The organism is Lysinibacillus sp. NPDC096418 (assembly GCF_044762775.1).
GTDB lineage: Bacteria > Bacillota > Bacilli > Bacillales_A > Planococcaceae > Lysinibacillus.
Window position 1 is genome coordinate 1 of record NZ_JBIWEY010000043.1, and the last position, 11,966, is coordinate 11,966.

The window sequence follows — 11,966 nt, forward strand, 5'->3', positions numbered from 1 at the left end:
CTAAAAAGGATGGCTCCTGTACAATACAGAAACCATCTCTTAGCTGCTTAATCTCTTTTTTTAGTTTGTCCTTGACTTAGGTACCACATTAATAATCAACTTATGACATCGCTCTTTTCATTTCATCCACACACAGAAAATATCTCCCTGCTAAAACTGGATCATTTCCCCTGATACATATCGACCTACTCCGAGAAAACCTTAAATTAACCTTAAATTTTCCTTATATTTTTATTAATTCAATCGTTAAGGGCAACATTCCTCTACACATTCCGTCAAAACAGTGTTAAAAAATAAATATGTAAGAAAAAAACAAAAAATAACTTGATAAAAATATCATTTTTTTAGTATATTTACTCAGTTATTAATCAATACAGTTTTCAAATGGAGGTGGACATATGCAATTCATCAAGAATAATGAACAGCTAAGATTCATTGGTTTCACACTGTTTTATTTCATCATTTTAGTATTATTGTTCCTAATTCATGGCTTCCATGATATGAATGCCGGACCATTTATTTATACAGAATTTTAGAAGGAGGAGATTTTTTATGTTAAGTATATTAGCCTCTATTCAACAAGTGGCACTGCAAAACCCTAATAATCCTGCTTATCATGTCAATAATGACTCATTAACATATGGCGAACTTTGGCACTTGTCTGATTGTGTAGCTCAATACTTAATGGAGCTAGATTTAAAAAGACAGCAGCCAATTGTCGTTTATGGACATATGTCCCCCTTACAAATCGTTGCTTTTTTAGGCGCTGTAAAGGCAGGACACCCTTATGTACCAGTTGATTCGTCGACACCATCTGAGCGACTCCAGTTCATTACGCAGTCATCTGGGGCTGGCCTGGTATTAACGACGGAGGAAGTACTCACTTCCTTTAAAATACCTGTAGTAGCAGTGAAAGACCTATTAGCACAAACTAAGAACGCTGAGACACAGCCAGGCGCATGGGTACAGGATGAGGAAATCTATTACATTATTTACACATCTGGCTCTACAGGAAATCCTAAGGGCGTGCAAATTACAGCAAACAATTTAGCACATTTTGTAGCCTGGATGAATGAAAATTTCCCAATACAGGCACCAGGTGTATTTTTGAATCAAGCACCCTATTCCTTTGATTTATCTGTAATGGATTTATATCCTGCACTGGGGGGAGGACATACGCTTTATGCCATCACACAAGAGCAAATTGCCAATCCTAAATCACTATTTGATCATTTGGCCGTTTCTGGCACACGCGTTTGGACTTCTACTCCTTCCTTTGCCAAGATGTGCTTGATGAATAAGGAATGGCATCAGCAGTTAATGCCAGAGCTTGATACTTTCTTATTTTGTGGGGAGGTTTTGCCAAAATCAGTGGCAACAGAATTAATGCTTCGCTTCCCAAAAGCAACCATTTTCAATTTATATGGTCCAACTGAAACAACAGTTGCAGTATCTTTTGTAGAGGTAACAGCGGAACTTTTACGGCATTATGAGCAGTTACCTATTGCACCAGTGTCTGAGCTCAATCTATCGTTGTTAGAGACTGGGGAGCTAATTATATCTGGCCCAACCTTAAGTGCAGGTTATCTTGGGGCTCCTGATTTAACACAAAGAGCCTTTCCTACAGTAGATGGTACACGCATTTATAAAACTGGGGATATCGGATACGAAAAAAATGGCTACCTATTTTTTGGAGGTCGTACAGATTTTCAAGTAAAGCTACATGGCTATCGTTTAGAAATTGAAGAGATTGAGAAAAAAATTGAGAACCTAGCACCTGTTAGTAGTTGCGTGGTTGTACCTGTAAAGGAAGGTGATGAGGTCGTTTCACTTTGTGCCTATATTGTACTTCGTGAGCCACTTGTAGAAAAGCCATTCCAAATGACCAAGCAGCTAAAATCATTGCTTACTGATTATTTACCAAGCTACATGATACCTAAAAAATTCAGCTACATCGATACATTACCTTTAAATATAAACGGTAAAGTCGATCGAAAAAGATTGGCGGTTCTAGAATACGTATGACGCCATATGGAAATATTGCTTTCTTCATCATAATCGGTATTTTATTAATGCCAACAATTCTGTTAGGGCTACGTGGCAAATCAGCCAAAAGCTATAACATCTTTATTTCGATTGTCATTTTAGCGATGATTTTTGGAAACTCTGTAAATGGTGCTGTTTCTCTCGTGCTTTTCACACTATTTCAGCTGTTCCTCATTTTGGCCTATCAAAAGTATCGGGCACATCAAAATAGCAGTTTTGTTTTTGTAATAGCTGTACTGCTATCGATTCTCCCGCTCGTTCTTGTAAAGGTATTGCCGATTCTCGGGCTTCACCATTTATTCGGATTCCTTGGAGTATCTTATATTACCTTCAAGGCTGTTCAAATGATTTTAGAAACACGTGACGGGCTTATGAAGGATGAGATTTTAGTAGTGGAACTTGCTTATTTCCTACTGTTCTTCCCAACGGTATCATCGGGTCCAATCGATCGTTGGCGACGTTTTCGTAAGGATTTACAGACTGTTCCCACGGCTCATGATTATCAAAAACTTCTATTGAGTGGCATCAATTATATATTTGTAGGCTTTTTATATAAATTTATTTTAGCCTTTCTCATTTATAATTATGCGCTTGTTTTTTTACCAAATCATACGTATAACTATTTGACACCTTTTCAGGGGCAATTAGCGTATATGTATGTGTATAGCTTTTATTTATTTTTTGATTTTGCTGGTTATAGTGCATTTGCTGTTGGTGTCAGCCGCATTATGGGCATTCAAACGCCCATTAACTTTAATCGACCATTTACCAGTCGTAACATTAAAGATTTCTGGAACCGCTGGCATATGAGCCTATCCTTCTGGTTTAGAGATTATGTATATATGCGCTTTGTTCTTTGGATGACGAAAAAAAGATGGATCAAAAATAAATACACAATTTCATATTTAGGCTTCTTTTTGCTGTTCTTTTTAATGGGCATCTGGCATGGACTAGAATGGCACTTTGTTGTGTATGGACTGTATCATGCACTGTTGATTATTAGCTTTGATAAGTTTGAACGCTGGAACAAAAAGCATAAACGCTGGCCGAAAAATAAATGGACACATGCAATCGGTGTATTCATCACCTTTAATTTGGTTTGCTTTGGCTTCTATATTTTTTCAGGACAATTATTTTAAACACTAAAGGAGATTTAACAAAATGAATAAACAACAAGTATTAGAACTGCTAGTAGAAATTTGTGAGGACGATGTAATTTTAGAAAATCCTGATATGGATTTGTTTGAGGAAGGATTACTAGATTCTTTCGGTACCATCAACCTATTAGTAGAAATTGAAAATCACTTTGATATTGTAGTGCCAATTACGGATTTTGATCGTGAAGAATGGAATACACCGAATCGCATTGCAGCGAAATTAGCTGAAAGACAATGATAAAAAAGGGCTTTCTATCACTTTTATTGGCTTTTGTTCTTTTTGCTATTCTTCTCTTCTTCCCAAATTCATGGATTAAAGCGTGGATTTCAGATGCAGATGTTGAACAGGCGAAGGCGAGCCTAGATCCCCTAATGTTCCAAGGTATTTATCTACAGGGGCGAATGCTACAAGAAAAAAATTCAATGCCGTTATATGGCTCATCAGAGTTAAATCGTTTTGACCCATTCCATCCGTATAATTACATTCGCGCTACGGATGCTCCGTACTCTTCATTTATGATTGGCCGAGGAGGAATGCAATCTATTACGCATTTTTTAAGTTTTGCCGCTCAGGAGAAAAATTTAAAAGATAAAAAAATCGTGTTTATAATTTCACCTCAATGGTTCACGGAAGATGGGATGAATGAATTTCTTTTTTCACCTAATTACTCCATGCTACACACATATGATTTAGCCTTTAACAAGGATATTGACCCGGCACTTCGCAATCGTGCCATGGAGCGTCTTCTACAGTTTGACACGGTAAAGCGAGATAGTTTATTACAAACAATGTATGAATATCAAATATCTAATGGAGAGAAAAAGCCCGTTGTTGGAAGACTTGCCATGATGGCAGGTTATGTGCAAAAGTCTTTGCTAGAGAAAAAGGATTTATATTATTCTCTTTTCCCATCTAAGGAACCTAAATTAAAAAGTAATGACAAGCTGATCATCAATCAAACGTTTGAACAACAGCTACAGCATGCTGAGGCATACGGGGAAAAACGTGTATCTAATGAGCTAATGATTGAAAACAACTTTTATAAGCGCCTAGAAAATGCTAATCTTGCGAAACTAAAAGGTTTCCGTAAAAATGAGGATTATACAAATTCACCAGAATATCAGGACTTTCAACTTGTGATTGATGTTTTAAAGGATGCTGGTGCAAAGCCTCTCTTCGTGTCTATTCCAGTAAATGGATACTGGTATGACTATGGAGATTACCCACAGGAACGCCGTCAGCAATATTACAATAAAATGGAACAACTATTAACAGTTGCTGATGTCCCTTATGTGGATTTCACTGACCATGAATATGATCCATATTTTATTATGGATACGATTCATATTGGATGGAAGGGTTGGGTATATGTTGATCGGGAATTGGACCAATTTTGGCAGCAGTCCTAAAATGTATTTCTAAAGTCAAATGGCAAAACTATGCACCTTGTATATGAATAAATGCGCTACAGTGCTCGTTCACATCCTGTAGCTGCTTACGAGCCCGAAGCGAAAGTAAACGGTCCACCACTTTCGCCCGAGGGTGCAGACCGTGCCTCGAGCGTGCTGCGCGAATGCCTAGACATCACTAAAACTTAAACTTTCTTCTCTTACAAGAAAAGTGCATTCCGAAAAATAGTCATTTTTCGGAACGCACTTTTTCAATTTTATTAGAGAGTCCTTTCATTTTCTAACGCAATACTTCCTTCATAAAATACGCCATTTGACCACTAACATCACTTAAGTTTCCAATAAGCTGACTGAATTCCTGTACAAGTTGTGCTTGTTCATTAGAAGCTAATTGAATTTGCTCCATGCTGTCCATTAACGCTTGTACATTTCCTGTGATGGTCTTTAATGATGTTTCAATTTGCTCTGTTGCGGTAGAAGTTTCACTGGAAAGCTTACGAACCTCTTGTGCCACGATATTAAAGCCTGCACCGAATTGTCCTGCTCTTGCTGCCTCGATTGAAGCATTGAGTCCTAGTAAATTTGTTTGTTTTGAAATAGTTTTAATGAAATCCGTCACTTCATTAGAACGTTGGGAGTTTTCTAGTGCTTGTCTTGAGCGATCTGTCATCGTTTCACTTGTTGCAGATAATTCTTCTGAATGTGCAGCAACAGCAGTCACTTTAAGCTGTAAATCATTAATGATAGTCTGTAGACTTTGCATATATTCTTCAACTTTTTGCTGTGCTTCTACTGGAAATATAAAGCTTAGCGCGCCAACGACCTTACCGTTTTCACGCACCGGATAAATTTCACTATTCATAGGTGAACCGAACATTTCTACTGGAACATCACATTTCACTATTCGTCCTTGAAATACATTTCGTAGTTCCGGTGAATCGTCAATAATCGTACCTTGTTTTAAATGTAATTTCACTTTCGAACCATCTAACACAAATACCACTGATCGCGTTTCTATGTCGTTTAATGTGATAGCAATTTCTTTGTCGAAGACTTCATGAAAAAGTGGCAAAGTTTCTACTAATGATTGCATAATACCCATCTAAATTCCCCCTTAATTTCTATTTTACTCCAATTATATATGTAAAAAAAGGGATGTTCCAAAAGTATTTTCACGCTTTTAGAACATCCCAAATGTTGCTAGAACTTATTTTAGATTATAGAAAGAATTTAAACCATTGAACTGTGCAGTTGCACCAAGTTGATCTTCAATGCGAAGAAGTTGGTTGTATTTCGCAACGCGGTCTGTACGAGATGGAGCACCTGTTTTAATTTGACCAGCGTTTGTAGCTACTGCGATATCAGCAATAGTTGCATCTTCTGATTCACCAGAACGGTGAGAGATTACTGCTGTGTAACCAGCACGTTTTGCCATTTCAATAGCATCAAATGTTTCTGTAAGTGTACCGATTTGGTTAACTTTGATAAGGATTGAGTTGCCAACGCCTTGCTCGATACCAGCAGATAATTTCTTCGTATTTGTAACGAATAAATCATCTCCTACTAATTGTACACGAGAACCAATACGATCTGTTAATAATTTATGACCAGCCCAGTCGTTTTCATCTAGGCCGTCTTCGATTGAGATGATTGGGTATTTAGAAGTTAACTCTTCGTACCAATCAACCATTTCTTCAGAAGTTTTTACAACGCCTTCACCATCTAAGTGGTATTTGCCGTCTTCTTTGTTGAACAATTCAGAAGAAGCTACGTCCATTGCAAGACGAACTTGCTCGCCTGGTTTGTAACCAGCTTTTTCGATTGCTTCAAGAATAACAGTGATCGCTTCTTCGTTTGAACCAAGGTTTGGCGCGAAACCACCTTCGTCACCTACAGCTGTATTGTAACCTTTGTTTTTAAGTACGTCTTTTAAGTTGTGGAAGATTTCAGCACCCATGCGTAATGCGTGACGGAAAGACTCAGCACCAACAGGCATAATCATGAATTCTTGGATATCTACGTTGTTATCAGCATGCGCACCACCGTTGATGATGTTCATCATTGGTACAGGTAGTTGTTTTGAGTTGAAACCACCTAGGTATTGATAAAGAGGTAGATCTAAATAATCTGCTGCAGCGTGTGCTACTGCCATAGATACACCTAGGATTGCGTTAGCACCTAATTTACCTTTGTTTTCAGTACCATCAAGCTCGATTAAAGCTTGGTCAACAACTACTTGGTCAAGAACAGAGTAGTTTCCTTCTAATTCTTGTGAAATAATTGTATTTACGTTTTCAACTGCTTTTAATACACCTTTGCCTAGGTAACGAGATTTGTCACCATCGCGTAATTCAACTGCTTCATATTCACCTGTAGAAGCTCCTGATGGTACGATTGCACGGCCAAAAGCACCTGATTCTGTAAATACTTCAACTTCAACTGTTGGGTTACCACGAGAGTCTAAAACTTCGCGAGCATAAACTTGTGTAATAAATGGCATAATTAATTCTCCTCTTTTTCAATTAATGATTTCCCTGTCATTTCAGCAGGTTGTGACACCTCTAATAATTCTAACATGGTTGGCGCCAAATCGGCTAAAATGCCACCATTTCGTAAAACTAAATTCGATTTTGTCACAATTACCGGAACAGGGTTAGTTGTATGTGCTGTCATCGGATTTCCTTCTAAGGTTAACACCTCGTCAGAGTTCCCATGGTCAGCAGTAATAATAGCTGCGCCGCCTTTAGCAAGCAATGCATCTACCACTTTACCAAGACATTCATCTACTACTTCGATTGCTTTAATCGTCGGCTCTAACATACCACTATGACCAACCATATCTGGATTAGCAAAGTTTAAGATAATGCCGTCAAACCTGTCTGCAGCAATCGCTTCTAGTAATGCTTCTGTTACTTCATAAGCACTCATTTCTGGTTTTAAATCATACGTTGCTACTTTTGGAGAAGCGATTAAAATACGTTCTTCACCAGCGAATGTTTCCTCACGACCACCACTCATAAAGAATGTAACGTGCGGATACTTTTCAGTTTCTGCAATACGAAGTTGTGTTTTACCATTGGCAGCTAACACTTCACCGATCGTATTCTTCAAATTGTCATTTTCATAAGCAACTTGCGCATTCACTTCATCGCTATAATGTGTGAAGGATACGAATTTCAAATTTTTCGGATGTTTTGCAGAGAGTGCAAAGCCATCAAAATCACTATTAGTAAATACTTTTGATAGTTGAATCGCTCGGTCTGGTCGGAAGTTAAAGAAAATGACTGCATCATTGTCATTGATTGTCGCAACTGCCTTGCCTTGTTCATGAATGCTAAACGGCACAACAAACTCATCAACTACATCTTTTTCATAAGATTCCTTAACACCAGCAACAGCACTATCAGCTGTATTGCCAACACCTTCGGCAAGCACGTTATACGTAAGTGCTACGCGATCCCAGCGTTTGTCACGGTCCATTGCATAATAACGGCCATGAATGGAAGCAAATTTACCAACACCGATTGATGCCATTTGCTTTTCAGTTTCTTCAATATAACCAAGTGCTGTTGCAGGACCAACATCACGGCCATCTAAGAAACCATGGACAAATACATCCTCTAAACCTTGCTCTTTAGCAAGCTTCAATAGGGCAAACATATGCTCATAATGACTATGCACACCACCATCAGATAATAATCCCATTAAATGAAGCTTAGAGTTATTTGCTTTTACATGCGCAATTGCATCTAAGAATGCTTGATTTGTAAAGAAATCACCTTCACGAATCGATTTGTTCAAGCGCGTTAAACTTTGGTACACGATACGACCAGCACCAATGTTTAAATGCCCAACCTCAGAGTTCCCCATTTGACCGTCTGGTAACCCTACTGCTTCACCAGCTGCTGTTAATGTAGAATGAGGAAATTCACTCCAATAACGATCGAAGTTTGGTTTCTTCGCTTGTGCTACTGCATTTCCGAATGTTTCATCACGGAACGCAAAACCATCTAAAATAATTAATGCTACTGGCTGTTTAGGCATTTGCTGCCGCCTCCAATAATTTTAAATATGACTCTGGTTGAAGACTCGCACCACCAACTAAAGCGCCATCAATATGCTCTTTAGAAAGTAGCTCTACGATATTATCAGGTTTCACACTTCCGCCGTATTGTATACGAACAGTTTTTGCTGTTTCAGCACTGTATAATTTTTCAATAACACCGCGAATAGCTCCACATACTTGGTTAGCATCTTCAGCTGTCGCAGTTTTGCCTGTACCGATTGCCCAGATTGGTTCGTAAGCAATCACCATATGTTCAACTTCTTGTGCTGAGAAACCTTTAAGTGCAGCAGTAATTTGACCAGCCACTTTTTGTTCAGTCGTACCCGCTTCACGTTCTTCTAACGTTTCACCACAGCAAATAATTGGCACAATGTTATGTGCAAGAGCCGCTGCAACTTTTTTGTTAATTGCTTCATCTGTTTCATTGTAATATTCACGACGTTCTGAATGACCTAAAATTACATAGTCCACGTCAATACTTGCTAATTGTGTAGGGCTGATTTCCCCTGTGAACGCACCTTCGTTTTCGTAGTGCATATTTTGCGCACCGATTGCAAGATCTGATTCACCTGCAACTTGCACAAGAGTTGGTAAATAAAGAGCTGGTGCGCAAATAACTGCGTCTACTTTATCGTTTGAAGGGATTTTGTCCAATACAGTATCAACAAATTGAACCGCCTCTTCAAATGATTTATACATTTTCCAGTTACCTGCAATAATTGGTTTACGCATGGATAGTGCCTCCCATAACTTATTTATCGTTTAACGCTAGAATACCTGGTAATTCTTTACCTTCCATTAACTCTAAGGAAGCGCCGCCACCTGTTGAGATGTGGTCCATTTTATCAGCAACATTGAATTTTTCTACTGCTGCAGCTGAGTCGCCACCACCGATTACAGTATAGCCAGCTGTTGTAGCCATCGCGTCTGCTACAGTTTTTGTACCATTTGCGAATTTATCCATTTCAAACACACCCATTGGTCCGTTCCAAATGATTAACTTCGAACTTTTGATAACTTCAGCGAAGTTCGCTGCAGTTTTCGGTCCGATATCAAGACCCATCCAGTCAGATGGAATCGCATCTACATCAACAACTTGTGTCTCTGCATCTTTAGAGAATTCATTTGCAACAACTGCATCGATAGGCATGTGTAATTGTACGCCTTTATCTTTAGCTTTTTGAATGAATCCTTTAGCTAATTCAATTTTATCTTCTTCTAAAAGAGACTGTCCGACATCATAGCCTTGTGCTTTAAGGAATGTGTAAGATAAGCCACCGCCGATAATTAAATGGTCTACTTTTTCAAGTAAGCTTTCAATTACGCCGATTTTATCCTTTACTTTCGCTCCACCAATAATAGCTGTAAATGGACGCTCTGGTTCAGATAATGCTTTACCAAGCACATCTAATTCTTTCTCCATTAAGAAACCTGCTACAGCTGGAACATGTTTTGCAATACCTTCTGTTGAAGAGTGGGCGCGGTGAGCTGCACCGAATGCATCATTAACATAAACGTCTGCAACACGAGCAAATTGTTCTGCAAGTGTCGGATCATTTTTCTCTTCACCCGCATGGAAGCGCACGTTTTCAAGTAGCACAATGTCTCCATCTTGCATTTTAGCAACTGCTGCTTCTACTGATTCACCAATTGACTCATCCAATTTTGTCACTGGTTTACCGATTAATTCAGCTAATCGAATACCAACTGCTGTTAAGCGCATATCTTCATTAACTGCACCTTTTGGACGTCCTAAGTGAGAAGCTAAAATTACTTTAGCGCCTTGCTCCACTAAATACTTAATTGTTGGAATTGCAGCGCGAATACGTGTTTCGTCAGTGATTGCACCGTTTTCCATTGGTACGTTGAAATCTACTCGTACAAAAACTCGTTTACCTTTTACATCAATGTCTTGCATCGTCTTCTTATTTAACATGAAGAAACCCCCTTCAAAGTTGGTTGGTTAATAGGTGTAAGTGCCTCACCCATCTTGGTTTTGCACACTTTTCCCCAATACCAAATTTTCAAAAATGGACGTTTACCAGCTATATTCGTAGCAAAAGTTATTTCATAGTGACTGGTAAAAACTTAAATCGTATATTTTATCAAAAAAGGAGTAAGGATAAATGTTCCTTACTCCTTTTACCCTCGTATATTATATCTTTTTGATATTATAAAGGCTATACTTTTTAGACGTAAAAAGTCGTATTATGTCACACTTTTTACTTTGAATTACGAATAATGACACTTATTTAGTGTTAATACCGCGTTTATACACATAAAGTGCTAAATCCATTAAACGAGTTGAATAGCCAACTTCATTGTCATACCAAGCTAAAACTTTTACCATGCGGTTTTCCATTACCATTGTTGAAAGACCATCTACAGTAGAAGAATGGTTGTTACCATTGTAGTCAATTGATACTAATGGAAGTTCGTTGTAACCTAAGATACCTTTTAGTTCACCTTCAGATGCTGCTTTTAAGGCTTCGTTAATTGACTCTTTAGTAACTTCTTCTTTAAGTTCAACTACTAAGTCTACACAAGATACGTTTGGTGTAGGTACACGCATTGAGAAACCATCTAGTTTACCTTTTAATTGTGGTAAAACTTTTGATACCGCTACAGCAGCACCAGTAGTAGTTGGAATCATTGAAACTGCACCTGCACGAGCACGACGAGCGTCAGCATGTGGTAAATCTAAGATACGTTGGTCGTTTGTGTATGAGTGAATTGTAGTCATCATACCGCGCACGATACCGAATTTCTCATCTAAAACTTTTGCTACTGGAGCTAAGCAGTTTGTTGTACAAGAAGCATTTGAGAATACGTGATCTGTTTCTGGGTTATAGTCTTCGTTGTTTACACCCATTACAAATGTTGGCATACCGTTACCTGGCGCAGAAAGAATTGCTTTTTTCGCACCTGCTTCAATATGCATGCCTACTTCTTCCTTCGTTTTGAATCGACCTGTACATTCAAGAACTACGTCTACACCTAGTTCACCCCAAGGTAATTTAGAAGGATCTTTTTCAGCTGATACTTTAATTTTTTTACCATTCACTACGATAGAATCGCCATCAGCATGAACATCACCATCAAAGATACCGTGTACTGAGTCATATTTTAATAAGTGTGCCAGTTGAGCAGCATCTGTTAAATCATTAATTGCTACCACTTCGATTTCATCATGCTTCATTGCCTCACGAAATACTACACGTCCAATACGTCCAAATCCATTAATCGCTAATTGTAATGCCATTGTCAATTCCTCCAATAATGTTTTA

The 11,966-nt window shown here is 38.4% G+C and carries 11 protein-coding genes; 5 read left to right on the top strand and 6 right to left on the bottom strand.

Annotation, left to right across the window (positions count from 1 at the left end):
- Positions 1 to 398: 398 nt before the first annotated feature.
- From ACIQZG_RS21590 to dltD, 5 genes are read left to right on the top strand one after another with little or no spacing between them, the layout of a single operon-like run.
- The gene (locus ACIQZG_RS21590) at positions 399 to 536 is read left to right on the top strand and encodes a teichoic acid D-Ala incorporation-associated protein DltX (RefSeq protein ID WP_402757743.1); all 138 of its coding nucleotides are present in this window, start codon (positions 399 to 401) and stop codon (positions 534 to 536) included.
- Positions 537 to 552: 16 nt separating this feature from the next.
- Positions 553 to 2,025, top strand: coding sequence for a D-alanine--poly(phosphoribitol) ligase subunit DltA (gene dltA, locus ACIQZG_RS21595; RefSeq protein WP_402757745.1), 1,473 nt, complete (start codon positions 553 to 555; stop codon positions 2,023 to 2,025).
- On the top strand, positions 2,022 to 3,185 hold the full coding sequence (gene dltB, locus ACIQZG_RS21600) for a D-alanyl-lipoteichoic acid biosynthesis protein DltB (protein WP_402757747.1): 1,164 nt from the start codon (positions 2,022 to 2,024) through the stop codon (positions 3,183 to 3,185). The genes dltA and dltB overlap by 4 nt, the downstream gene beginning before the upstream one ends.
- A gap of 22 nt (positions 3,186 to 3,207) precedes the next feature.
- Positions 3,208 to 3,441: a D-alanine--poly(phosphoribitol) ligase subunit 2 gene (gene dltC, locus ACIQZG_RS21605; protein ID WP_402757748.1), complete on the top strand. Its 234-nt coding sequence runs from the start codon at positions 3,208 to 3,210 to the stop codon at positions 3,439 to 3,441.
- Positions 3,438 to 4,613 carry a D-alanyl-lipoteichoic acid biosynthesis protein DltD gene (dltD, locus tag ACIQZG_RS21610; protein WP_402757750.1) on the top strand — a complete coding sequence of 392 codons (1,176 nt, stop codon included), beginning with the start codon at positions 3,438 to 3,440 and terminating at the stop codon, positions 4,611 to 4,613. The genes dltC and dltD overlap by 4 nt, the downstream gene beginning before the upstream one ends.
- Before the next feature lie 280 nt (positions 4,614 to 4,893).
- Here dltD and ACIQZG_RS21615 read toward each other — a convergent pair whose 3' ends face one another.
- From ACIQZG_RS21615 to gap, 6 genes are all read right to left on the bottom strand, one after another.
- Positions 4,894 to 5,715: a methyl-accepting chemotaxis protein gene (locus ACIQZG_RS21615; protein WP_402757752.1), complete on the bottom strand. Its 822-nt coding sequence runs from the start codon at positions 5,713 to 5,715 to the stop codon at positions 4,894 to 4,896.
- A 105-nt stretch (positions 5,716 to 5,820) separates the two neighbouring features.
- Positions 5,821 to 7,113, bottom strand: a complete 1,293-nt coding sequence (gene eno, locus ACIQZG_RS21620; protein WP_402757754.1) for a phosphopyruvate hydratase — start codon at positions 7,111 to 7,113, stop codon at positions 5,821 to 5,823.
- 2 nt (positions 7,114 to 7,115) lie between these two features.
- Complete coding sequence (gene gpmI / locus ACIQZG_RS21625; RefSeq protein WP_402757756.1) at positions 7,116 to 8,657, bottom strand: 2,3-bisphosphoglycerate-independent phosphoglycerate mutase; 1,542 nt, start codon at positions 8,655 to 8,657, stop codon at positions 7,116 to 7,118.
- Entirely contained in the window at positions 8,650 to 9,411 is a 762-nt protein-coding gene (gene tpiA / locus ACIQZG_RS21630) for a triose-phosphate isomerase (protein ID WP_402757758.1), read from the bottom strand. Before tpiA ends, gpmI begins: the two co-directional genes overlap by 8 nt.
- 19 nt (positions 9,412 to 9,430) lie before the next feature.
- On the bottom strand, positions 9,431 to 10,615 hold the full coding sequence (locus ACIQZG_RS21635; RefSeq protein ID WP_402757760.1) for a phosphoglycerate kinase: 1,185 nt from the start codon (positions 10,613 to 10,615) through the stop codon (positions 9,431 to 9,433).
- A 312-nt stretch (positions 10,616 to 10,927) separates the two neighbouring features.
- Positions 10,928 to 11,941 carry a type I glyceraldehyde-3-phosphate dehydrogenase gene (gene gap / locus ACIQZG_RS21640; protein WP_402757762.1) on the bottom strand — a complete coding sequence of 338 codons (1,014 nt, stop codon included), beginning with the start codon at positions 11,939 to 11,941 and terminating at the stop codon, positions 10,928 to 10,930.
- Between the last annotated feature and the right edge of the window lie 25 nt (positions 11,942 to 11,966).

Coding starts and splice junctions, on each gene's coding strand:
- ACIQZG_RS21590 (WP_402757743.1), top strand. CDS start 399: ATGCAATTCATCAAGAATAATGAACAGCTAAGATTCATTGGTTTCACA.
- dltA (WP_402757745.1), top strand. CDS start 553: ATGTTAAGTATATTAGCCTCTATTCAACAAGTGGCACTGCAAAACCCT.
- dltB (WP_402757747.1), top strand. CDS start 2,022: ATGACGCCATATGGAAATATTGCTTTCTTCATCATAATCGGTATTTTA.
- dltC (WP_402757748.1), top strand. CDS start 3,208: ATGAATAAACAACAAGTATTAGAACTGCTAGTAGAAATTTGTGAGGAC.
- dltD (WP_402757750.1), top strand. CDS start 3,438: ATGATAAAAAAGGGCTTTCTATCACTTTTATTGGCTTTTGTTCTTTTT.
- ACIQZG_RS21615 (WP_402757752.1), bottom strand. CDS start 5,715: ATGGGTATTATGCAATCATTAGTAGAAACTTTGCCACTTTTTCATGAA.
- eno (WP_402757754.1), bottom strand. CDS start 7,113: ATGCCATTTATTACACAAGTTTATGCTCGCGAAGTTTTAGACTCTCGT.
- gpmI (WP_402757756.1), bottom strand. CDS start 8,657: ATGCCTAAACAGCCAGTAGCATTAATTATTTTAGATGGTTTTGCGTTC.
- tpiA (WP_402757758.1), bottom strand. CDS start 9,411: ATGCGTAAACCAATTATTGCAGGTAACTGGAAAATGTATAAATCATTT.
- ACIQZG_RS21635 (WP_402757760.1), bottom strand. CDS start 10,615: ATGTTAAATAAGAAGACGATGCAAGACATTGATGTAAAAGGTAAACGA.
- gap (WP_402757762.1), bottom strand. CDS start 11,941: ATGGCATTACAATTAGCGATTAATGGATTTGGACGTATTGGACGTGTA.